This window comes from Lactobacillus sp. ESL0677 (genome assembly GCF_029392875.1).
Classification (GTDB): Bacteria; Bacillota; Bacilli; order Lactobacillales; family Lactobacillaceae; genus Lactobacillus.
This window is the reverse complement of record NZ_CP113946.1, coordinates 888,871-913,222: the sequence shown is the minus strand read 5'-3', so window position 1 is coordinate 913,222 and position 24,352 is coordinate 888,871. Positions and strand designations below refer to the sequence as shown.

The window sequence follows — 24,352 nt, the reverse complement described above, 5'->3', positions numbered from 1 at the left end:
CTTTTGCCTCCTATTAGTTCTCACTACGGTGCCTAAAAAATGGAATATCATCAGTATCATCATCTTGGGCACTAGTTTCAATTTGTGAAATACTGCTCTGATCATCATCATCAAATGAATCAAAACCATCATTTTGGCTAATATTTGGTGTTGATCGTCTTGTTTCGTGACTGTCATTATTCAATCCCCAAACACTAGTTGGATCAACCATCGGTTCATGTTTTGGGGCAGATTTAACCTGTGTTTGTTCTGCAGCCTGTTCACGATTTACTTGTTGGTTTTGCAGTTTTGCCTTTTCACGAGTAACATCACTTACCTGCTGTTGTGGTTTAACTTGATGACTGCGACCTGGAAGCTGCTTAGAAGCTTCTTCTTCAGCTTGAGAACTAATTCCAGTTGCAATTACAGTTACGACAACTTCATCACCCAAGTTAGGGTTAATCGATGTACCAAAGATAATGTTAACATCGTCGCCAGCTGCCTTAGATACAATTTCGGAAGCATCCTGAGCTTCAAACAATGTTAAGTCTGGACCACCAGTAATGTTTAACAATACTTGCTTAGCACCATCAATCGAAACTTCAAGTAGTGGTGAGGAAATTGCTAATTTAGTAGCTTCAACCGTTCTGTTTTCGCCACTAGCACGGCCAATTCCCATCAAAGCAGCACCTTGGTTAGCCATCACTGTCTTAACGTCAGCGAAGTCCAAGTTAACATAGTCAGTTGAGGTAATCAAATCAGAAATACCCTGAACGCCCTGCTTTAAGACATTGTCGGCTTCTTTAAAGGCATCCATCATTGGTGTCTTTTTATCAACCATTTCAAGTAAGCGATTATTAGCGATAATAACTAATGTATCAACATATTGCTTTAATTGAGCAATACCTTCAGTTGCGTTCTTAGAACGTTTAGGGCCTTCAAAAGTGAATGGGCGGGTTACTACCCCAACAGTCAAAGCGCCAGTTTCACGGGCAATCTTAGCAACAATTGGAGCGGCACCAGTACCGGTACCACCACCCATTCCGGCAGTGATAAAGATCATATCAGCACCTTTAAGGGCATCCTCAATTGTTTGTTCACTTTCTTCAGCTGCCTTTTGACCAACTTCTGGATGCGAGCCAGCACCCAGTCCTCTAGTCAATTTAGGCCCTAACTGAATTTTGGTTTCTGCTTTATTACTGTTAAGCGCCTGAACATCTGTGTTTGCAGCAACAAAGGAAACTCCTTGCACGCCATCATCAATCATTCGATTGACAGCGTTGCCACCTGCACCGCCGACACCAATTACTTTGATGACAGCATTTTTATTGTCGTCTGAATCGAACGTAAAATCCATCTAAATTAACCACCTTTAATCAAAGAACTTTTTCAAGAAGTTCTTAATGCCTTTATTTTTATTTTGATTATTATTTGTTTGTTTGTGCTGCGCTGTTTTATCTTGTTTTCGCAACTCATGTCTATTATATTCTTCTTTTACTTTGGTTTCACTAGCAGTCGTCGGTCTTTGCGATTTTTTTACATTCTCCCGCTTGGGCTCATCGTCAGTTTGACCAACGAGACTCTTACCATAAATTGCACTGATAACCAAAAAATCAATATCAGACATTTTATACGAGTAGTTAACAATACCATAGGCTGCAGAATATACAGGATTGCGCATACCAATCTGATCAGGCTGATAAATCCGTGTTTTCACCTTTAAAGTATTAGCAACGATGTTATCAATTCCTTGAAGCAAACTGTTACCACCGGTGATAATAATCCCACCCGGTAATTTTAATGCATCATGCTTAGCTAAACCTTTACCAATTCGCCCAATTGTTTGCATTAAACGAGCGTTAATAATATTACTCAAGTACACCTCATCAACCATTTGCTGACCATCAGTGCCAACACTGTTAACTGCAAACTTGTCTTTTTCTGAAGCTAATTCCGGATCAGCATAGCCATAATCGAGTTTAATCTGCTCTGCATCCTTTTTGGAAGTACTAAGGACAACCGAAATATCATTGCTAATATCACTGCCGCCTTCAAAATCAATGTTTGCATACTTAATTTGACCGTCATGAATAACAGTCGCGGTAGTCACACCGCCGCCTAAGTCAAGGATAATTGATCCAAAAGTACGTTCACTTTCGTCAAGAGCAACACTTGCAATAGCCAGAGGGGTTGGCACAAAGAAATTGTTCTGGTAGCCAGCACGTTCAATTGCTTTTTTAATATTATGCAATGGACTAGCTGGAGCCGTCAGCAAAATTCCTTGAACTGCAAGGGAATGCGCAATCATCTTCCGGGGGTCATCAACTTCGGTTTTTCCATCAATTAAAAATCGACTCGGTAAAAACGCTATTGGCTCCCGTTCATTTTTAACTGCAGATTTGACTGCAGCCCGTAAAACACGCTTAACGTCGCTATTACCAACTTCTTGACCATTATCACTAACATTAATCAGATCACTGGCTGTTTCAAGTTGCAAAAGGCCTACAGGAATTCCCGTAACCACGCTATAAATCCGCGCATTTGTCTTATCGGCAATTTCTTTCAGTGCACGACTAATCGCACTTGCTGTCTCATCAATATCAACGATATTACCATGCCGCATCCCCTTGTTAGGAATTGCAACCGCGCCAATCACTTTACCGGAATCGGCGACTACTGCCTTCACGCTTGTAGTACCTATATCAAGGCCTACTAATAAATTTGAATTGTCCAAAATTAACCCCCCATCGATGCTCAACTAGTAAATTCTTAATAAAATGCTAATCAAGTTTACGATATGCCATAAGCCTTCTTCTCACTTGCTGTTAGCGGTCTACTAAAAACCCCTACTTCTAAATCAATTAAACTATTCTTCTTTACTTTAGATTTGATTTTATTATAGTACTTTATTTTATCTTTGAGAGTAGAAATATTGCCGGTAATTACATTGCCATCCTTCATTACAAAAATAACCTGAGATTTACGTCTAGTATTACCACTTAATAACTTAATTTGTTCCTGAAAATCGTCGGGTAAACTATTAAATAACGAAAGATCCTGTTTTAAAGAAACTTTATGACTATAACCTACAAAAATCGGCTTATCATGATCCACCATGTTCCATGGTAAGAGCCTTGTACCTAGTTTACCATGTGAAAGAATTTTACGGTACCTATTATCCGTTTTAATATAACTAATTGTTTTAAATTCATTGATATGGATAATTAGGTGATTAAAATTTTGGATCGTAATCCGAGCATTTTTAACTTCTGTATATTTATTGGCTAACTTTTGACTAATTACCGACTGTTTAAGTAGATAATCACAAACCTTACCACTAGCCTTAATTCCTGATGTTGCAACCACTTCTTTAACTGGTAAGTCATCACTGCCTTGAACCTGAACACTTCTAACATCAGCTAGAGGAGAAATATAATAACCTAAACCAATAATTGCCACCAAAGCAATACCAATAATCAAGCCTAAGCGTCTAACTAATGCTGATTTACGCTCACTGTGTAAGTGATTAAGCGAGGCAGAAACCTTATTTTTATGGTGCTGATGCCTGTTTTGGTCAGCCCGATGATCCAGATAATGTGCTAATTTTTCGTTAGGATCAATCTTGGTTACCCGTTTTTTTGACATCCGCTTCGCCTCCCTTACCTATTATTTAGCAATTGCTTGCATCACTTTGATTACCTGATCAGAAGCATCAGGTACGCCTAATTGCTTAGATGATTTGCTCATTTCATTTGCATATTTTGTGTCAAGTAAAATATGATCGATTGAAGAAATGAAACTATTAGGATTTAAATCCTTTTCTGCAATTACTAATGCCGCACCCGCTTTTTCTAAATCAGTTGCATTTTTCATTTGGTGATTATGAGTTACATTAGGACTAGGGATTAAAATTGCGGGAACACCCAATGCGGTAAATTCCGCAATACTGGTAGCACCAGAACGTGAAATCACACAAGTCATTTCAGGTAATACTGCAGGCATATCCTTGATATACGGCAAGATTTTAATGTTAGTACCATAATCGATTCCCTGCAGCTTCTCCTGCACTTTATCATAATACAAATTGCCCGTTGCCCAAACAATTTGATATGGTTTATTTTTCAGTTTTAATATCGACTGCAACATCACCCGATTAATTGCCAAAGCACCACGTGAGCCGCCAAACACAAGCACAGTTGGAATTTTAGGATTAAAGTTCCATTCAGCTTCTAAATTAATATGTCTCTCATTCAAACCTAAAACTTGTTGTGAACGCGGATTGCCTGTTTTAACCAGTTTTTTCTTTTCTGAAAATTGGTTAGCGGCATCATCAAAGGTGTAACAAATCTTGTCCACATAATGCCCTAAAAACTTGTTGGCAACGCCGACGACCGAATTTGATTCGTGAATCATTGTCGGAATGCCCATCTTGGCAGCTTCATAGACAATTGCGCCACTAACATAACCACCAGTTCCCAAGACAATATCCGGCTTAAATTCCTGTAAAATCTTTTTAGCAGATTTAGTTGCCTTAACAAACATATTAATGGTACTGAAATTTTTTAACAAATGCTTGCGGTTAAAACCCTGAATTTCAATAGTTGTAAACTTAACTCCAGCTGCTGGAACAATTTTAGATTCCAAGCCACGTTTAGTACCGACAAACAAGATTTCATCATTTGTCGCCAATTGCCGCTGTTTTAAGCGCTCAATAATTGCCATAATTGGATAAATATGGCCGCCAGTGCCACCACCAGTAAAAATAATTCTCATTTTATTTTGTCTTTAAATCCTTAACAAACTTTACAAAGTAATTACCACGATCTTCAAAGGTCTTAAACTGATCCCATGAAGCACATGCAGGTGAAAACAACAAAACATCTCCAGCAGCAGTCAGTTCGTATGCCTTAGGCACTGCTTCTTGCAACGTGTTTTCAATTACAATTTGCTTAATTCCAGCTTTACGAGCAGCATCAGCCAATAAATAGCGCGTTTCACCATAAAGCACGATTGCTTTAACGTGCTTTTTAAATAGCGGCACTAAGGAATCAAAGGTAAAGCCACGGTCAAGACCACCAGCAATTAACACTTCAGGCTCAGTAAATGATGGAATTGCTACAGTTGCTGCTTCAATATTAGTTGACTTGGAATCATTGTAAATTTTACGGTTATCAAGGGTCATAACATATTGCAAACGGTGCTTTGCACCAGTAAAAGTAGTTAGAACCGCTTGAATATCTTCGTCATCTGCTCCCATCAACTTACTAATCGCAATTGCAACTAAGGCATTTTGTTGATTGTGAATCCCCGGCAATTTCATTGCACTAGTTTTAATAATCTTTTCTGATTGACTTTGCAAATAGCCATCCGCAATAAAATAATCAGCAGTTCGATCAGTTTCTGAGAAAGTTTGAATTCGAGCTTTTGTAGCAGCTTGTTCTTGAGTCAAAATCTCTTTTTGATCCAGGTTAGCAATAAAGTAATTATCTGCAGACTGAGTTCTTGTCACGTTCAACTTGGCATTAACGTAATTGGCAAAAGTTTTATGATAATCGAGGTGAACATTATGATAAATATCAACGATTGCTGCAACTCGCGGATTAATATCGGTTACTCCCAGTAATTGGAAGCTAGAAATTTCAACTACAAGAATATCATTCTTAGTTGCCGTAGTGACTACTTTAGAAATCGGAACACCAATATTACCTACAGCATAGGCATGATGGCCACTTTTAGCCAAATGATTATCCAAAATTTGTTGTGTTAACATCACAGTTGTTGTTTTACCATTTGATCCAGTAACACAAACGTACGGTGCTTCACTAACGCTTAATGCAATTTCAGGCTCGGTAATAATTGGCACTTTTAATTCAGTTGCCTTTTGCACCATTGGGTTTTCGTAAGGAATACCCGGATTTTTAACCAAATAATCAAAGTGTTCTTGGTCAAATAATTCGGTTGGATGGTGTCCGCCAATTACCCGAACTCCCATCTTCTCCAATTCCTGTGCGTGTTCATTTTGCGTTAAATCGGCCTTATCATTCAAAGTCAGCTTTGCACCAAGTTTAAGCAATAACGTACTTACTGCAAAACCGCTCTTTCCCAGCCCTAAAACCAAAATATTCTTATTCTTATAAGTGTCAATCTGTTTCATTTTTACTATCTTAACCCCAGATTACTAAATACAACATACTACCAATCAATCCAACTAACCAGAAGACAATATCAACCTTCCATTCCGACCAGCCCAGCATTTCAAAATGATGGTGGATTGGTGTCATCTTAAAAATCCGCTTGCCAGTTGTTTGAAATGAAATCACCTGTAAAATAACACTTGCAGTTTCACATACAAACACAATACCGATTAAAAGCAGTGACCACGGCCGATTTAAGAAGACGCTGACGGCTGCAAGTCCCCCACCTAAAGCAAGTGACCCAGCATCACCCATAAAGATTTTAGCAGGCTTATGATTAAAAATGAAGAACGAAATTAAACCGCCAATCACGCTCATACAAAAAATTAAAATAGCAAAGTTATTTTGCTTAAAAGCCAAATAAGCATATGTTCCGTAGGCGACAATTGAAAGACCTGTTGCTAGGCCATCAAGGCCATCTGAAAGATTAACTGCATTTGAGAACCCAACTAACCAAAAAATGATAAACAGCGTAAACAAAAGCACACTACTAATTACGCCAAAGAATGGGATAAACAAATTAAATTTAAAGTTGTCAGTGATCGCAATTCCCACAATAACTACTGCAATCAAAATTTGCAGTAATAACTTTTGCCAAGCTCGTAAACCTAAATTCCGTTTATAAAAGAGCTTAATCCCATCATCCAGAAAGCCGATAATCCCGTATCCCAGAAGACTAATCACCAAAATCCAAATGGTTTTGTTAATATTATGCTGCCAAGCAGAAACCCATACAGAGGAAATCGCTGCTGCTAAAACGAAAATAACACCACCCATTGTTGGGGTGCCAGACTTTTTTTGGTGCCATTTGGGTCCCTCATCACGAATTTCTTGCCCCTCATGATGCGAACGCATAAAAATAATCATCCACGGCAAAAAGATTGCCGTTAAAACTAATGAACTAACTAATGCAATGATGCTAATAATGAGCATATTGTGTTTACTCCTTTAAATTAATTACAATTTTGGTCTTTGACTTAAGTTTGGTCTTTGGTGGTATGCTTTGCCGCTTGACAACGCCGCTGCCGACAACTTTCAGCTTAACACCAGTTAGGTCTGCAAATTGATGCAAGTCATCAAGTGTCCAGTTTTTCATATCTGGGCAGATAATCTTACCAGAAGTCAAAACAAACATTCGCTGACCTGACTGCTTTTTTTGCCCCCTAGCATACGACTGAGAGATAATTTTATTACCTGTGCCAATCTTAACAATTCGTAACCCAATCTGTTGCACTTTTTGCTCAGCGGCAGAATAAGTTAAACCCTTTAAATTAGGAACTTTGACGACAGTCGAATCATCTTGAGCGTTTTTTGCCATTAAAATGGTTTGTCTCATCATTGGCTTGAAAATTGATGACAGAATAGTTTCTGCTGGCTTTACCATCCGTCGTGGCTGCTTCATGGTGATATAAATGCAGTAACGCGGGTGCTTAGCTGGAGTTACACCAACCACTGAAAAGACATAGTTGCTGTCTCCTTTTAAGTAGCCACCGCCTTTAGGATTAGCAATCTGGGCCGTTCCTGTTTTAACGGCAATACTTGCGTTGCTCATCTTATAGGCATAACCCGTACCAATGCGCTTATTCAAGACGCGCCGCATATTAGCCAAAACTGTTTGCGCCGTCGCTGCAGAATATACCGGCTGGCCAACATTTTTAATTTGATAGCCAGTAATTGTTTTGCCATCGGGATCCGTTACTTTTTCGACAAACTGCGGCTTAACCATCTGACCATCATTGGCCAAGCTGCTAAACGCCTGTATCATTTGCATAACATTAACGTTAACACCCTGACCAAAACTAGTTACTGCTTGATCAATCGGCGACTTGAAAGCTAGCAGTCCCACTTGCTCTCCGGGCAAGGTGACGCCAGTTTTTTTACCAATATGAAACTTGCGCAAGTATTTACGCCAAGTCTTAGCGCCCATCTGCTGCTCAATATGAACAAAACCGGTATTACTTGATCGCGGAAAAGCCTGGGAAAACGGAATACTGCCCCATCCAGAAGTCTGCCAGTCATGAATTGTCGAGCCACTAACAGTGACCGAGCCAGAATTATAATATTGATTTGGATGGAAATTACCACTATTAACTGAAGCCGACAAAGTTAAGACTTTAAAAACAGAGCCGGGTTCATAGACATCCTGAACTAAAATATCCCGATACGACTTGGACATCCCCTTTTTAGTCTGCGGATTAAACGTTGGTCTCTGAGACGCTGCCAGTACCTTACCCGTTTTCATATCTTCAACAACTGCCGTCATCGAAACTGGGTTATAGGTCCTTTGCACATAGGTTAGCCGATTTTCCAAATAATCTTGCAGTTGCGAATCAATTGTTAGATAAAGGTTATCACCATTTTTGGGAGCTTGATAATTCTGTGTGTTATTGGGCGTTTGATAGTTAGATGCATCAACTGATGAAATACGGTAACCATCTTTACCCGTCAAGAGCTTATCATACCAAGCTTCTAGTCCCATTGTACCCGTCAAATTTTCCGAATTTGCTTTCTTATTATATTCAGGCGTGGCAATCCCAACAACGTGTGAGGCGAAGTTGCCGTTCGGATATAATCGTGCAGGCGTTTCAAAGAACTTAATCCCCGGCAACTTCATCTGCTCAATTTTACTTTTTTCTTCTTTAGTTAAATTACTACCAGTAGCTCCAAACTGTACTTGAAAGGCCGTACGAGCAGGATTTAAGTAATGCAAAATTTTATCTGCTGAAAGTGGCAAGACCTTAGCTAATTTCTCAGCAGTTTCTTCTTTATTAACCACATATTCAGGTTTATTGTGATAATTGATGGAAGATTTATCCAAGATGGCATACACAGTATATAAATGTGAGTCCTGAGCAACTACCAAGCCGTTACGGTCATAAATTGTCCCACGATTAGCCTTCAGCACCTCATTGCGCTTATAAAGTTGCTCCGTGCGCTGGCTTAAATTCTCACCACTAACTTTCTGAGAGATACCAATATATAAAAATCTACCTGTAAATACAAGAAAAACCAAAGCTACAGCTACTTGGAGAAATCTCCCTACTGTGAAGCGGTAGCTGTGTGCTTTGGATTTTTGTACATTTAAATTACTAATGCGTCTTTTCATTAGTGAATAGTCCTAATATTCTTTTCAATTAAAGTTAACCCTTTGCTGCGGGCAATCTTATTCATGCGCGCACTTGAGGTTAACTCACCTATTTCTTGATGTAAGTCACTAACTTGACTCTGTTTTTTAGCAACAGACTGTTCCACGTTGGTGAGTTCATGCTGAGCTGAAGTAGCAGAAATACTAGAAGAAACTAACAGGGTCATTAAACCCAAAGTTATTAAGGCTCCTAATACAAGCAAAGATTTTTCGAAAGCAGACCAAGTAACGCGACGATGGTCAAGAACCAATCGCTGATGAGTTTCGGTTTCCGTTTGCTTATTAGGATTAAACTCTATTTTTCTCGCTAAATTATCAGCCATCTTTTTTCCTCTTTACAATTTTTCCGCAACTCGCAATTTTGCACTGTGTGAGCGATTATTGTTATCTAACTCTTCAGCAGAAGCAACAATCGGTTTACGATTAACCAAACGAAGCATTGGCCTCATACTGTCTGGTATCATTGGCATCCCACGTGGCACCTCAACCTCAGAATACTTTTTGAAGATATTCTTAACAATCTTGTCTTCGTCAGACTGAAAGGTAATCACGCTAATTCTACCATTAGGTCGTAAAAGTTCGATAGCTTCCTCAAGAGATTCTCTAAGGACATCAAGCTCATGATTAACAGCCACTCGCAGTGCCTGAAAAGTTTTCTTCGCTGGATGTCCTCCCGTTCGTCTTGCATATGCAGGAATTGCTTCCTTAATCAGATCAACCAGTTCAAACGTCGTTTCAACTGGCTTAATCTGCCTTCTTTCAACGATTTTACGGGCAATTTGACGTGAAAACTTTTCATCGCCATATTTGTACAAAATAGCTGCCAAGTCCTTTTGACTTGAGTTGTTCACTAATTGATAAGCATCAAGAGTCTGGCTTTGATCCATCCTCATATCTAACCGAGCATCAAAGCGGTACGAAAAGCCACGTCCTGCCTGATCAAACTGAGGTGAAGAAACGCCCAAATCATAGTAAATTCCGTCAATGCCATCTGTATAACCTAGCTCAACCAGATTCTTCTGCAAATGACTAAAATTGTCATGAACTAACTCTAACTTAGGATTACTGTCAGCCTGCAATAAATCAGCAAAGTTCAACTTAGCCGATTTTATTGCGTATTCATCTTGGTCAAAACCAATCAATGTTCCTCGTTCAAGCTTACTTAACAAATATCTTGCGTGTCCACCACCGCCAAAAGTAGCATCTACGTATAGACCATCGTTTTTTGGTTTTAAATTATCTATTGTTTCGTGTAAGAGTACACTGGTGTGTTTGAATTCCATAATTTATAGTTCAATATCGTCCAAATCTTCAGCAATGTCATCATAGTTTTCGTTTGCTTCATCACTGAAGCTTTCCCAACGCTCCTTAGCCCAAATTTCAATTCGGTCAGAAACCCCAATAATGACACATTCTTTTGTCAGGTTAGCATGCTTCTTCAATGTTGTGGTCAGATTGACGCGCCCCTGCTTGTCGAATTCGCATTCCATCGCACCAGAGTAAAACAAACGCGTAAAACTACGCGCGTTTCTCTTAGTCAACGGAAGTTGCGCTAACTTAGCTTCAATTTTCTGCCATGCCTCGGTGGTATAGCCGAAAATACAGCCTTCCATTCCGCGGGTAAATACCATCTTATCACCAATCTGTTCTCGCAAACGAGCAGGGATAATTAACCGCCCTTTGCTGTCAAGATTGTGGTGATATTCGCCCATGAACATGGTTTAGCCCCCTTCCAATGAATAATTTACCACATTTCACCACTTTCTACCACAGTTTCCCTAAAAAAGGTACTTTATTTAATGATTAAATTATTTTTAAGTAAAAAAAGGCCAAATTCAGTTGAGTTTTAGCCTTTTTCTTGACAGATTATTTTATAAAAACAGTGGGGATTAGATCATCATCACCAATAAGCCAATGTACCAAAAAATAGAACAAACCGTTAAATAGTTCCACAGCCGATACAACGTTTTGCCAAGTGAAATATTTTTATTTTTGATTGCATCACTGACAGCAACGATAATTACTAAGAAGAAGAAGACAAAAAAGCCATAGGGCAAAAAATCAGGTCTTCTTTCGACAGCTGTGATTAAGTAACAAGCCCAGATTAAAAAGAAAGGCAAGACGTCATAACCACGAAATTTTGCCTTTGGCCAAAATTTATTGAGCAAAAACGCTAGAACGAGGCCGACAAGTGGTAATAAAAAGACAAATAGCATGATAATTCCTCCATTACTTATTTTATCTTACTACGCAATTGAAAAAAACTCCTAATAAGAATAAAATATTGTTCAAACAAGGAGGTCAATTAATGGCACGGAGAAAGAAAAAGAAATCAGGATTTCAAAAGTTAACTATCGTGATGGCATGGCTGATGGCATTCATCACTTTAGCGGCAATTATTGCTCAAGTAGCAATGGTATTAGTTAATAACGGTACATTTGGTTAAAAATAAAAGCGTGAGAAAATTCTCGCGCTTTTTTAGTGTTGATAATTATCTAAGTTAACCATAAATGGATGACTACTAGCTAGCCGCCCCCAAATTGGATACGATAAAATTGCAAAGACCAACGACCAAGCCAATGTTGGCAATAAACTAACTAGCATTGCCTTAATTGGAACATCAATTATGCCAACAACGCTCAAGATTAACCAGTTGTAGCAGCACACAATAACAATGGCCAGTAAAACAGCTAGTATTCTTGCCCAGAATACTTCCGGAAGAAACCGCGCTGACTTCTGCAACAGCCACGTTACGATTGGCAAAATAACCGTATAAGCACCAATAATTCCGAAGAAATAAATATCGGCGACAATACCAGCCCCGATGGCTAACCAAATCTCCTTATTATTTAAATCATCAAATAAGGCAATTAACATTATTCCAATTGGCATAATTAAGCATGCTGCATTCCCCAGCGCCATAAATTGATGCAAAAAGAGTGCCAAACTGCCATCAAGTACCAAAGCGACATACAAGACAAAAGCCAAAATAAACTTGCGTAAAGACCGCATTAGTCTTCCACCTTTCTCCTGATAACTGTTACGACAGATGGATCATTCAGTTCACCTGCTGGATTAATTTTAATTAAATCCGATAAGCCAAAGGAATCATGAGTTGTCCGCGCAATCGAGCCAACAAGCAATCCTTTAGGCGAATTACCACCCATGCCGCTGGTATAAATTTGCGTTCCCTGCTTTAACTTGTTGCTATCAAGGGCTTGTGTGAAGGCCAGTGTACTATTACCAATTACAGTAATAATTCCATGAACCTTCTTACCATTTGTCGCTGTTGCTTCAACTGCAAACCGGTTAGCAGCCTTATCGCTAGTTGTAATTAATTCAACTTTAGATGATGCAGCACTAACTTCGACAATCCTACCAATGACACCACCACCGCTCATCACGGCCATGTTTTTACGTAAACCAGAAGTGGTTCCCTTATTAATTACCAATAAGTCCGTCCAACTATCAGGTGAACGTGAAATAACTGATGCATTAATCAGGTCGTAATCAGATAGTGTTGCCTTAATCTTTAAAGCTGACTTTAATTGCTTGTTCTCGGCTTCCAAGGTTTCATTACGAGCTTTGGTTTGCTGTAAATCAGTTACTTTGCTCTTTAAATAATTATTTTCATTCTGTGTATTCAGCAGTTCATTAACGGTGCTGAGGCCGCCAGACACAAAACTGATTGGAAAATCAACCACTCTTGTGCCGACTGCGACAACATCATTGCCTAAGCTCTGAATGATTAGCGGCGTATTACGTTTATTGCGCAAATGAACACTGGTCCCCAACACAGAAAAAATGACAATAATAACAACACATACCGTTAATAATTTTTTGTTCTGTAGAAATTTTTTCATATGGGATTGTTCCTAAAAGAAAAGCCGGCAAAAACAGCCGGCCTCAGTATTATTTGCGACTTCTACGCATTAATTCAATATTTTTAAGTGACTCACCGGTACCAATTGCGACACAGTCAAGTGGATCTTGTGCGATAAATACTGGCACTTTAGTAGCTTCCGAAATAACATCTGGAAGATTCTTAAGCAAAGCACCACCACCAGTTAACACAATACCATGATCAATTACATCGGCTGCAATTTCAGGAGAAGTTTGTTCTAAAGTTTCTTTAATCGCAATAATAATATCTTGAACGACATCTTGAATTGCCTTAGCAACATCAACTGCTTTAACATCAACTGACTTCGGCAAACCAGTTACTAAGTCACGCCCGCGAATATTTACGGATTCAATATCCTTTGCCTTTTCAACTGAAGCAGAACCAATCTGAATCTTAATATCTTCAGCAGTTCTTTCCCCAATCAACAAATTAAAGTTAGAATGAACGTAATTAACAATTGCGGAATTAAACTTATCTCCGGCTTGACGAATAGAAGTTGATGAAACAATCCCACCAAGTGAAATCGTGGCAACATCAGTTGTACCACCACCAATATCAACAACCATTGAACCAGTTGGATCCATTACTGGAAGACCAGCACCGATTGCTGCAGCAAATGGTTCTTCAATAACATAAGCTTCGCGAGAACCAGCAACACGTGCAGCATCAATAACCGCACGCTTTTCTACTTCAGTGACGCCTGATGGTACACAAATCATTGCCGATGGCTTCGAGTTACCAACAGTCTTATCAATAAAATACTTTAGCATTGATGCAGTTGTATCATAATCAGCAATTACGCCGTCTTTCATCGGCCTAATTGCAACGATCGTAGCGGGTGTTCTCCCAATCATTTCTCTGGCTTCTGAACCAACTGCGATCACTTTACCAGTGCGGGTGTTCTTTGCTACAACAGAAGGTTCTCTAAGGACAATCCCCTTACCTTCCATATAAACAAGTGTATTGGCCGTTCCTAAATCGATACCAATATTTTTTGCTCCAAATCCAAACACAAAAATCTCTCCTTAATTATTGCAGTCTTTAAATCTTGAATAATTATAGCACAAAGCACTGTTTAAAAAAGAATTCCGCAGCAAGTTTAAGATGATTTTAAAACAATTCGTGCTCACGCATACTTAAAAATTGGTTTTTGCCAACAATAAAATGATCTAAAAAATCAATCTGTAACATATCTGCAGCCCCTTTAAGCATACGGGTTAGCTTAAGATCACTCTGCGATGGAGTCAAGTGGCCACTAGGATGATTATGAACAACAAATATCCCTGCACACGCATAAATCAAGGCCCAACGGAAAATTTCCCGCGGATGAGCAACCGACTTATCAATTGTCCCCTTAAACAAGCACTTTTCGGCAATAATATGGTTACTATTATCAATATAGATTGCCCATAATTCTTCTTGTTTATGACCAGCTAGTTTGTCAGCTAAATATGTGCCAACTTCATTACTTGAAGTCAGGACAGCTTCACGATCGGGAACTGCAGTCCGCAAACGGTCAATTAATTCTTCACCAACAACTGCTAGCTGCGAATCACAATTGGGACCCGAAAAATGTTTAACTAGGTCATTAAAGCTAGCAATTTGCAATTGTGCTAATTTTGCTTCGACCTTTGTTAAGTCGCTGATGCCATGTGCTCGCAGTTGATTAAATAAGTTTCCTAATAATTCAATATCGGTGTTTACTAAATAGTGATTGGACTTGATGATTTCCATTCAAATCACTCCCTTCACTATTTATTACGCAAAAATCACTTAATTCTTTTTAGGAATTCATTAAAATCATGACAAATTAATGCCGCATTTTTTTGGTCCTGGTCAGTTGGTGGCAACAAATCCGGAATCATTACACACTTAAGTCCGGCGTTAGCAGCTGCAGCGACTCCAGTTGAGGAATCCTCAAAGACCAGTAAATTTTGCTTAGGAATATTTATTTTTTGTGCAGCCCATAGATAAATGTCTGGCGCTGGTTTAGCCTTTAGGTGATGCTCTTTTACATCATCATAATTTAAATGAAACTGAAAGTAATTTCGAATGCCAGTCGCCCACATTTCCTGTTCAATGCCCTTTTCATAATTACTGGAAACAATGGCTAGGGGCAAATCAAGGCTATAAAATTTATCGAGTGCCTGCTGGACACCGGGCCTAAGCTCAAGCTTACCTGCCGCAATCCACTGCTCCACCAATTCGTTGGTTCGCTCAATAAAGCGTATACGTTCTTCTTCAGTTTTAAAATATCGCTCATAAAACGAACGCATTTCCTTGGTTGTCGAACCAACTAGCTTCAAATAAGTATCATCGGGCGTACCCAAATGAGCTTCTTTTGAAGCCTGAATATTAGCCTGCCAGTATAAATTCTCGGAATTAACGAGCAGCCCATCCATGTCAAACAGTATTCCCTTGATTTCTTCATCAATGCCTTGAACGTGCATTTGTGGCCTCCAATTGCAAAACTTCTCCGACAAGGTAAAATGACCCCGTTACTAGCAGTATATCATTTGGCTGACTATCTTGCTTTAACTGCGTAAAGGCAACTTGCCAGCTTGCATCATACGGATACTTTGCTTGCACTATAGAGGGAAAATCTACCCTTTTAGCAGCTCGCGGATAAGCAATTGTCGTCAGTTCGATTTGATCTGACTCTTGAAATAGCGAAAAGACTTCTGTTAAATCCTTGTCTTTCATCATTGTGATTAGCACCCGTACTTTGCCGCGGCGTCTTGCCTGCTGGTCGTGAACAAAATTGAGCAAATTTTGCATTGCTTGGATATTATGTGCCCCATCTAAAATAATTAGCGGTTGATCCTGCAAAATCTGATAACGACCCGGAATTACCGTGTGATTAATCGCTTCCTCAATCTTTTCATCACTGAGCGGCAAATTAAGGGTACTAAAGGCGCGAATCGCAACAGCAAGATCATAACCCTCAACTTCGGGTCTAATGGCAAAAGTCACTGTTCTTCTTTCATCCCGATAACTTGTTTGCAAGGCTCTTTTTACCGTAAAGTCATTACCTAATTGAAATACGGGAGCCTGTTCCTGCTCAGCTTTTTCTTTAATAATCGGTAAAACTGTCTGTGGTACGTTGCCTAAAACTATTGGCCGCCGATATTTAATGATGCCGCTCTTTTCCCGAGCAATATCTTGGATTGTGGGGCCAATAATTTTTTCATGGTCAAGGCCAATGGTTGTAATGACACTAACCTCAGGACTAATTACGTTTGTGGAATCATGCGTACCACCGATGCCCACCTCAATCACTGCATAGTCACACTTTTTTTGGGCAAAATAGATAAAAGCCATGACTGCTTCATATTCAAAAGTAACTAAGCCAAATTCAGGGTCTGTTTGCCTGATTTTTTGTAAAGCCTGTTCAATTTGGTTAGCAGTTGCTACCAAATCAGGATCGCTAATATTTTGACCATCTAATTGGATCCGCTCACCAAACGCAAAAACGTACGGTGAGACAAAAAGGCCAGTCTTTTGACCAGCCTTTTGCAATAAATTACTTAAATAATACGAAGTAGAACCTTTACCATTGGTGCCCGTAACGTGAAGCATCTTAACTTTATCTTGAGGATTATCCAATTCTGCTAAGACCCGCTTAATAAAAGTCAGGTCACCTTTTGCATGAAATTTGGATAATGAATATAAATAAGATACCACATCTTGCGCTTTGGTAAAAATCACATTATTTACTCTCTTTCAAATCTTGAATTCGTTGACGAATACCAGCCAATTGACTTTCATAGTCAGCCTTCTTGGCCTTTTCCTTGTCAATAACTGCTGCTGGTGCATGAGCAACGAAGCCTTGGTTAGCTAACTTCTTAGTTGAACGAGCAACTTCTGCCTCAAGGTCTTGTTCTTCTTTTGCCATCCGCTTAAGTTCATCATCAATGTTAACCAATTCAGCTAACGGAACAAAAATTTGCGCACCGGAAATAACTGCTGTTTTAGCTAATTTTGGCGCAGTCATTTCTGTGGCAATTTCCAACTTCTTTGGGTGCAAGAAGTTCTTAACGTAATCCTCGTTGTCGGTCAAAATCCGTTCATTTGCGGCATCATCAAGTTGAATCATAATATCAATTGGTGATGACATTGGTGCATTAACTTCCATGCGGATATTCCGGACTGCCTTAATTACATCAATTAAGAACGTCATGTCACGTGAAGCTTGTTCATTAACGAATTCACTGTGAGCTTCTGGGTACTTAGCAACCATAATTGACTTGCCAGTATGCGGCATTGACAACCATAATTTTTCGGTTACAAATGGCATAATTGGGTGCAATAACCGCAAAATTTGATCAAGAATCCAGATTAAGTTATCCTGCTTTCTTGCCTTCAATTCCGCGTCATCACCGTTTAAGGCAACCTTAGAAATTTCAATATACCAGTCGCAGAAGTCATTCCAGATAAAGTTATAAGCCTCGCGGCCTGCCTCACCAAATTTGTATTCATCAAATAAACGCACAACTTCGCTCACTGTGTGGTTCAACCGGTCAAAGATCCAGCTATCAGCTAAGTCAAACTTGCTGGTATCAGGCATGTGAGCTGGCTTGGCGTCTTCTGGCAAGTTCATGATTACAAATCTTGAAGCGTTCCAAATCTTGTTGATAAAGTTCCAAGCTGCAGCCAACTTCTTTGGATTGTAACGAGTATCTTGACCCGGAGCTGTACCGTTCAACAAGAACCAGCGTAAAGCATCGGCACCATATTCGTTAACAACATCCATTGGGTCAACCCCGTTGCCCAATGATTTACTCATCTTTCGACCTTGCTCATCACGAATTAAGCCGTGCAAAACAACGTCTTTAAACGGACGCTCATTCGTAAAGTGCAAACTTTGGAAGATCATCCGTGAAACCCAGAAGAAGATAATGTCGTAACCAGTAACTAGTGCATTAGTTGGGAAATAGCGCTTAAAGTCTGGTGCGTCTTCATCAGGCCAACCCATCGTTGAAAATGGCCACAAGGCACTTGAAAACCAAGTATCCAAAACATCAGGGTCTTGCCGCCAGTTTTCAGCATCCTTAGGTGCTTCTTCGCCAACGTACATTTCACCGGTCTTCTTATTGTACCAAGCTGGAATCCGGTGACCCCACCATAATTGCCGAGAAATTACCCAATCATGAACATTTTCCATCCAATGTTCAAGTGTTTGTTCAAATCGTTCAGGAACAAAGTTAACCCGGCCATCAGTCTTTTGGTTAGCCAACACTTTATCAGCTAACGGCTTCATCTTAACAAACCATTGGGTTGACAAACGAGGTTCAACTTGAACACCAGAACGTTCTGAGTGACCAACGGAGTGAACAATTGGCTTAACTTTAATCAAGTAACCTTGTTCTTTTAAGTCTGCGACTAATTGCTTACGGCAGTCAAAGCGATCCATGCCAGCATATTTGCCACATTCCTCGTTCATCGTACCGTCATCATTCATGACGTTAATCCGTTTTAAGTTATGGCGATTACCAGTGGCAAAGTCGTTCGGATCATGAGCTGGCGTAATCTTTACTAAACCAGTCCCAAAGTCTGGGTCAACGTGTTGATCTTCAATAATCGGAATATGGCGGCCAACAAGCGGCAAAATCAGTTCTTTACCAACTAAGTCCTTGTAACGTTCATCCCCAGGAGCAACCGCAACTGCAGTATCACCAAACATGGTCTCAGGCCGCGTCGTTGCAATTTCAACAAAGCCCGAGCCATCAGCGAACGGATACTTAATATGATAAAAAGCACCCTTGTCATCCTGGTGGATAACTTCAATATCACTCAAAGCAGTTTGTAAAGCTGGATCCCAGTTAATAATATATTGCCCGCGGTAGATTAAGCCCTCGTTATATAATTGAACAAAAACGCGGCGAACAGCCTTAGATAAACCTTCATCTAAAGTAAAACGTTCACGGGAGTAATCAAGTGACAGACCCATTTTGGCCCATTGCCCCTTGATAATGTTGGCGTATTCGTCCTTCCAATCCCAGACTTGCTTGACAAAGGCTTCACGTCCCATTTGGTGACGATCTTTACCTTGCTTACGCAACTTGGCTTCAACTTTTGCCTGCGTTGCAATTCCCGCATGGTCCATTCCTGGCAAATACAACGTGTCATAGCCCTGCATCCGCTTAAAGCGAATCAATGTATCTTGAATTGCTGTGTCCCAAGCGTGTCCCAAGTGCAATTTTCCCGTAACATTTGGCGGCGGAATAACAATTGAATATGGGTGTGCCTTTTTATCGCCTGAAGGCTTAAATAAATCCTCATCAAGCCAAGTTTGGTAACGACCATCCTCAACTTCCTTGTGATCATATTTTGGAGCCAAATCTGTCATATAATTTCCTTCTTTCTGATAATAAAAAAATCGCCCTAGATTTTGGATCTAGGACGATTTACTAACCGCGGTACCACCTAAGTTAAGCATTTTATTGCTTCTCTTGCATCGTGATAACGGCGAATTCTGCCGGATCAACTTACTATTAGTTCAGTCAATCAGTTAAAAACCAAGCTACCAATTAACTCTCGGCCTCGCACCATTTTAGCCTTTCTCTGTCTATAAAGTTAATACCTCTTAGTTATTGCTTTGCTAGTTATTATAGCACGTTTTTATAGTAATGCAGCATCTTCTTCAGCTTTATCAGCTAAAAACTTGTCATTCGGATAAATTGCCGTAACCTTGATCCCTGCAAGAGCGCGTTCAATCAAGCCGTCAACATCAAGGCGTGCTTCATATTCACGCGCCTTGTCAACTTTTGGCTTGGTCTTAGGCCGTGGCGGCGCAAAAATTGTACAACAATCTTCAAATGGCTTGATAGATAAATCAAAGGTGCCAATTTCTTCAGCCAAACGAATAATTTCGGTCTTGTCCATTGTCGCAACTGGCCGCACAACAGGAGTTGTCGTCACATCATTAATTGCCAGCATTGACTCCAAGGTTTGTGAAGCAACTTGACCAACGGATTCGCCATTGAAAATTGCCAATTCATTTCTCTTAGCCCGAATTTTATCAGCTAGACGCAGCATAAACCGCCGTTGAACCGTCATCAAATATCCTTCCGGCACTTTTTCCTTGATTGTTTCCTGAATTTCCGCAAACGGAACGGCAATAAAATTAATGCGACCAGCATAATTTGCCAAAATCCCGGTTAATTCCTTTGCCTTGTTTAGAGCTTTTTCTGTAGTATATGGCGGACTAAAGAAGTGAACCATTTCAATATCAACGCCGCGCTTGAGTGCTAAGTATGACGCAACTGGTGAGTCAATCCCACCTGAAAGCATCATAACAGCACGACCACCGGTACCAACAGGCATCCCGCCAGCACCGTGTAATAATTGGTTAGAAATATAAATCGCATCTTGACGAACTTCAATTCGCAGAACAAGGTCTGGGTGCTTCATTTCTACCTTTAAGTCGGTCATGTTTTCAAATAAATAATCACCAACAAGTGAGTTTAATTCGTTTGTATCGTAAGCAAAATGATGATCACTGCGTTTAGTATTAACTTTAAAGGTCATGCCCTTTTTAAAAGTTTTCTTCATCAGTGCCAACGACGTTTCTTCAATTGCCTGCAGCGTTTTTTCAATCTTAATTGTCGGCGAATAAGTCTGAATACCAAACACTTTTTTCAAACGCTGGTCGATTTCAGCAAATGGTGCCCCATTAAGTACAATATGCATCCGGTCATGTCGCGGGTGAATTTCAACTTCTGGAAAATTACGCAACACCTTAGTTACGTTACCAGCAAGCTTGCCAATGAAATCCTTTCTGTTCTTTCCTTTTGTCGATAGCTCGCCGTAACGAACCATAATTTCCGTATATTCCATTAATTATTCTCCCAAATGATTAATTTTAGCAAAATGCTGGTAAATCTTATCAAAGACAGCGATAAATTCATCAGCTTCTTCTATTGTATTGCTCTCATCAAAGCTTAGCCGAATTGCGCTAGTTGCAATTTTGTCGTCAACGTGCATTGACACCAAGGTGCTGGCTTCATCAGTCTTAGTTGAAGCACAGGCAGAAGTTGTTGACGTATAAATGTCGTGCTCTTCTAGCGTGTGCACCAAGGTCTCTCCCCGAATCCCTTCAAGTGCAAAACACAAAATATGTGGCGTAAAGTCAGCACTAACTGGCGAGAAGATTTTGATTCCCGGCTTATCTTGCAAATAATTAACAATTTTTTGCTTAATTGCGGCTTCGCGGTCAGCTTTAGCGGCTTCGTCAGTCAGAAGTAATCGCACAGCCTTCGCCATTGCCGCAATTGCCGGTAAGTTTTCCGTACCAGATCGCAAACCTTTTTCTTGACCACCACCATCATGCAACGGTGACAGCATCTTGCCTTCCTTTTTGTATAAAATACCAATACCACGTGGTGCATGGAACTTGTGTGCTGATAAGCTCGACAAGTCAACGCGCGGAGTAAATACCCGCGGCCAAATGTGCTTTCCAAGAGCCTGAACATTATCAACGTGGAATTGAATTGTTGGGTAGTTGGTTAGCAAATCACTGATGGCCTCAATCGGTTGGATTGTCCCAATTTCATTGTTGACACCCATAATTGAAACTAGGGTTGTGTCCGTATCAATCGCATTGCGCAAATCATTAACATTCACGCGACCTTCTTTATCAACCGGAAGCCGTGTAACCCGATAGCCCAAGTTCTCTAAGGCATTAAACGCGTTGGCGACAGAAGCATGTTCCACACTTGAAGTAATGATGTGCTTACCAAATTCACGTTTCTGAATTGCCGTTCCCTTAATTGCCAAATTATTGGATTCAGTTCCACCAGAAGTAAAGAAAATTTCATCTTGCTTAGTACCTAGCAAACTGGCAATTTGCTTGCGCGAACTCGTCAATAATTGAAATGCACGGTCGCCCATTTTATGTAAACTAGACGGATTCCCCCAAATGTTTTGTGCAACTTGATCATAAGTAGCTAACACTGCCGGATCAATCTTAGTTGTCGCACTATTGTCAAAATAAATCACAGACTTTACTCCCCTCAAAAAGGCCCACTGAGCCACTTCTTCAACTTATAAATTGTAACTTAAATATAGTTTTGCTTCAATTAATAATTATTTTAAAGTAAAAAACAATTCTAGGATCACCCTAAAACTGTTTTTAAATTTTATTCATTCTTTTTATCAGAATAGTATAAATTCTCTAACCGCTGATATGAGCCAGGTTCAGCCTTCTCAATTGCCGTCGCAATCGTGTCCAAAGCTTCCTTATAATTGTAGTCCTGACTGTAAAGCTGCATCGTCTTCTTTTGCGCTCGCTTAATTCCGTCATTGTCAGAATACTTGTTGGAGTACTGCAAGGTCAACTCAACTAAATCTGCAGAATTAATGATGTCGTCGGCTTCACGCTTCAACCGCTCAACGTCGTCAGAAATTTGAATTAACTCGTTAGAAATCTTTTCCATGTTAATTCTAACTTCACCTAATTCCTTGGCAACATGACCAATCTCGTTGATTACCAAGGTGTACATTTGAACAAAGGTATCAGGATTTCCCGGCAACTTTTTGCGCTCTAAACGCCGGTACACAAGAGATACTTCTTGCTTAAAGCGGTTGATTGAGTCGTTCGCCACATTCTCGGAATCATACAGACCATCGACATCCTGCGCCATCTGCTTTTGCTGCTCACCAATCTCGCGCAAACGCTCCAGCATCCCCAGCCACGAATCCTTAATCGCAGAAAATACACCTTTGCCATCAGCCACATTTTGGGTGTCAACCGTGTATTGCCGGTTCATGTCGTTGACTTCCTGTTCCAGCTGCCGACTCTTAGCTAACTCGCCGTGTGTCAGTTCATAGCTCTCATCAATGTGGCGTAATTTTGCAACCAAATTCTTAGACTCTACCTGTTCACGTGCTAATAAACGCTGAATTTTATCTTGGTTTTCTTCAACAAATGGCCGCGCCTTGTATTCTTTAGCTAGAACATCATAGAGGGCAGCAATCTCCTTTTTGATTTCCTTAATATAGTTAGACAATTCTGTCAATTTTAATTCTGTCAAAAATTGCCCTGCTTCAGTAATCTGTCCGCGAATCTCTTTAATCTTACCTAAAACATCGATTTCAGTAATGTAGTACTTATCGGCAATCATCTTTTTATAAGAATCCGATAATTCCTGCAGCTGATCTTGAAAGACAGAGTCTAGCTCATGGCGATCCTTCTTAATTTGCGGCAGTTCTTGCTGCATTGTCGCCAAAGATGCCTTGATCTTGGACAAAATCCGTTTAGCCTCAACTTGATCGCCCTGCGCTGACAAATTCTTGGCTTCAGCGAAGTCATTCTCTAAGTTCGACAAGTCATTTTCGATCTGATCAATTGCCGTGCCATAATCAAACGAATCAGCCAAAACATTCTTGCGCAATTCATGATAAACCTTGATTAAGGCATCATACTGCACCTGATTTTCGCGGTTAGATTCAAGTAATTCTGTAAAAACATCCTTGGTATTCTTGGCATCATCAAAGGTCTGCTTCATGATCTCCTGAGCCTGTTTAATATTTTGGTGCGACTTAAACAAGCGATAGTGAACATTCTCGTCAGCTGCCTGTTCCAGCAATTTTTGTACCTGCGGAATTTTCTTGCTCGTTGCTTCCTCATAGCTCTTGCGCCAAGTTGTTAAAGTGGTCAGGCTCTCGCCGGCAAGATCCATCTTATTTAACCGATCAATGTCCTGCTTTAAATGCATTTTTTCGATTTTAGTAATTAAATCGTCTAACTCCAAAATTGCCCGTAATTGCCGGCGATTAATGTAGAGCATAAAGGCAACAACAATTAAGATAAGCATAACTGCAATTACTACGATTAGAGATTGGGTTGGTGACATAATTTCTCCTCCAAAACTACCCTTTATTATAGCAAATTTCTTACTTGCTGTGGGGCCTGGTTTTAAAGATAGCTGCAATTTAATTATGAAAATATCCCTTTTTAAGCACAAAAGTGGTTAAAATTGTCTTTTCCCTTGCTTTAGCGCCTTAACACCGATATAATTAATTTCGTGTAAAATATTTGCAGCTATAAGTGACAAGAACGTCAACATCTTAATACGTTTTAGTGAACGAGTAACCGACGCTGCAACAGGCGAAAATGAAAATTAAGAT

The 24,352-nt window shown here is 39.9% G+C and carries 22 protein-coding genes; 1 reads left to right on the top strand and 21 read right to left on the bottom strand.

From position 1 onward, the window contains the following. Positions 1 to 13: 13 nt before the first annotated feature. The 11 genes from ftsZ to OZX76_RS04335 all read right to left on the bottom strand — a co-directional run bounded on the left by ftsZ (position 14) and on the right by OZX76_RS04335 (position 11,534). Entirely contained in the window at positions 14 to 1,336 is a 1,323-nt protein-coding gene (ftsZ, locus tag OZX76_RS04385) for a cell division protein FtsZ (RefSeq protein WP_277181285.1), read from the bottom strand. Between the two features lie 15 nt (positions 1,337 to 1,351). Beyond that, on the bottom strand, positions 1,352 to 2,713 hold the full coding sequence (ftsA, locus tag OZX76_RS04380; protein ID WP_277181284.1) for a cell division protein FtsA: 1,362 nt from the start codon (positions 2,711 to 2,713) through the stop codon (positions 1,352 to 1,354). Between the two features lie 56 nt (positions 2,714 to 2,769). Then, entirely contained in the window at positions 2,770 to 3,624 is an 855-nt protein-coding gene (locus OZX76_RS04375; protein WP_277132592.1) for an FtsQ-type POTRA domain-containing protein, read from the bottom strand. Positions 3,625 to 3,645: 21 nt separating this feature from the next. After that, complete coding sequence (gene murG / locus OZX76_RS04370; protein ID WP_277132589.1) at positions 3,646 to 4,752, bottom strand: undecaprenyldiphospho-muramoylpentapeptide beta-N-acetylglucosaminyltransferase; 1,107 nt, start codon at positions 4,750 to 4,752, stop codon at positions 3,646 to 3,648. A gap of 1 nt (position 4,753) precedes the next feature. Then, on the bottom strand, positions 4,754 to 6,133 hold the full coding sequence (gene murD / locus OZX76_RS04365) for a UDP-N-acetylmuramoyl-L-alanine--D-glutamate ligase (protein WP_277132587.1): 1,380 nt from the start codon (positions 6,131 to 6,133) through the stop codon (positions 4,754 to 4,756). 10 nt (positions 6,134 to 6,143) lie between these two features. Next, positions 6,144 to 7,106 (bottom strand): phospho-N-acetylmuramoyl-pentapeptide-transferase, encoded by a 963-nt coding sequence (gene mraY / locus OZX76_RS04360; RefSeq protein ID WP_277132585.1) that lies wholly within the window; start codon positions 7,104 to 7,106, stop codon positions 6,144 to 6,146. Positions 7,107 to 7,113: 7 nt separating this feature from the next. Beyond that, complete coding sequence (locus OZX76_RS04355) at positions 7,114 to 9,279, bottom strand: penicillin-binding protein (protein WP_277132583.1); 2,166 nt, start codon at positions 9,277 to 9,279, stop codon at positions 7,114 to 7,116. Then, entirely contained in the window at positions 9,279 to 9,641 is a 363-nt protein-coding gene (gene ftsL, locus OZX76_RS04350) for a cell division protein FtsL (RefSeq protein WP_277132582.1), read from the bottom strand. The genes OZX76_RS04355 and ftsL overlap by 1 nt, the downstream gene beginning before the upstream one ends. A 12-nt stretch (positions 9,642 to 9,653) precedes the next feature. Next, entirely contained in the window at positions 9,654 to 10,601 is a 948-nt protein-coding gene (gene rsmH, locus OZX76_RS04345; RefSeq protein ID WP_277132580.1) for a 16S rRNA (cytosine(1402)-N(4))-methyltransferase RsmH, read from the bottom strand. A 3-nt stretch (positions 10,602 to 10,604) separates the two neighbouring features. Then, positions 10,605 to 11,036: a division/cell wall cluster transcriptional repressor MraZ gene (gene mraZ, locus OZX76_RS04340; protein WP_277132578.1), complete on the bottom strand. Its 432-nt coding sequence runs from the start codon at positions 11,034 to 11,036 to the stop codon at positions 10,605 to 10,607. Between the two features lie 171 nt (positions 11,037 to 11,207). Further along, positions 11,208 to 11,534, bottom strand: a complete 327-nt coding sequence (locus OZX76_RS04335) for a DUF3397 domain-containing protein (protein ID WP_277132576.1) — start codon at positions 11,532 to 11,534, stop codon at positions 11,208 to 11,210. Positions 11,535 to 11,626: 92 nt separating this feature from the next. Between OZX76_RS04335 and OZX76_RS04330 the strand changes: the two genes are divergently transcribed. Then, on the top strand, positions 11,627 to 11,764 hold the full coding sequence (locus OZX76_RS04330; RefSeq protein ID WP_277132575.1) for a DUF4044 domain-containing protein: 138 nt from the start codon (positions 11,627 to 11,629) through the stop codon (positions 11,762 to 11,764). A gap of 32 nt (positions 11,765 to 11,796) precedes the next feature. On the opposite strand, the gene mreD is transcribed toward OZX76_RS04330, so the two are convergent. The 10 genes from mreD to ezrA all read right to left on the bottom strand — a co-directional run bounded on the left by mreD (position 11,797) and on the right by ezrA (position 24,078). After that, positions 11,797 to 12,330 carry a rod shape-determining protein MreD gene (gene mreD / locus OZX76_RS04325; protein ID WP_277181281.1) on the bottom strand — a complete coding sequence of 178 codons (534 nt, stop codon included), beginning with the start codon at positions 12,328 to 12,330 and terminating at the stop codon, positions 11,797 to 11,799. Continuing rightward, complete coding sequence (mreC, locus tag OZX76_RS04320; RefSeq protein WP_277181279.1) at positions 12,330 to 13,181, bottom strand: rod shape-determining protein MreC; 852 nt, start codon at positions 13,179 to 13,181, stop codon at positions 12,330 to 12,332. The genes mreD and mreC overlap by 1 nt, the downstream gene beginning before the upstream one ends. A gap of 49 nt (positions 13,182 to 13,230) precedes the next feature. Beyond that, positions 13,231 to 14,235, bottom strand: a complete 1,005-nt coding sequence (locus OZX76_RS04315; RefSeq protein ID WP_277144893.1) for a rod shape-determining protein — start codon at positions 14,233 to 14,235, stop codon at positions 13,231 to 13,233. Positions 14,236 to 14,332: 97 nt separating this feature from the next. Beyond that, positions 14,333 to 14,956, bottom strand: a complete 624-nt coding sequence (locus OZX76_RS04310) for a JAB domain-containing protein (RefSeq protein ID WP_277181277.1) — start codon at positions 14,954 to 14,956, stop codon at positions 14,333 to 14,335. A 35-nt stretch (positions 14,957 to 14,991) separates the two neighbouring features. Continuing rightward, entirely contained in the window at positions 14,992 to 15,672 is a 681-nt protein-coding gene (locus OZX76_RS04305; RefSeq protein ID WP_277181275.1) for an HAD family phosphatase, read from the bottom strand. Next, positions 15,653 to 16,930, bottom strand: coding sequence for a folylpolyglutamate synthase/dihydrofolate synthase family protein (locus OZX76_RS04300; RefSeq protein ID WP_277181273.1), 1,278 nt, complete (start codon positions 16,928 to 16,930; stop codon positions 15,653 to 15,655). Before OZX76_RS04300 ends, OZX76_RS04305 begins: the two co-directional genes overlap by 20 nt. Before the next feature lies 1 nt (position 16,931). Further along, a complete protein-coding gene (locus OZX76_RS04295) occupies positions 16,932 to 19,571 on the bottom strand; it encodes a valine--tRNA ligase (RefSeq protein ID WP_277181271.1) in 2,640 nt (879 codons plus the stop codon). A gap of 272 nt (positions 19,572 to 19,843) precedes the next feature. Next, the gene (gene thiI, locus OZX76_RS04290; protein WP_277132563.1) at positions 19,844 to 21,061 is read right to left on the bottom strand and encodes a tRNA uracil 4-sulfurtransferase ThiI; all 1,218 of its coding nucleotides are present in this window, start codon (positions 21,059 to 21,061) and stop codon (positions 19,844 to 19,846) included. 3 nt (positions 21,062 to 21,064) lie between these two features. Then, entirely contained in the window at positions 21,065 to 22,222 is a 1,158-nt protein-coding gene (locus OZX76_RS04285) for a cysteine desulfurase family protein (protein WP_277181269.1), read from the bottom strand. A gap of 140 nt (positions 22,223 to 22,362) precedes the next feature. Continuing rightward, on the bottom strand, positions 22,363 to 24,078 hold the full coding sequence (gene ezrA / locus OZX76_RS04280; protein WP_277181267.1) for a septation ring formation regulator EzrA: 1,716 nt from the start codon (positions 24,076 to 24,078) through the stop codon (positions 22,363 to 22,365). Positions 24,079 to 24,352 lie beyond the last annotated feature (274 nt).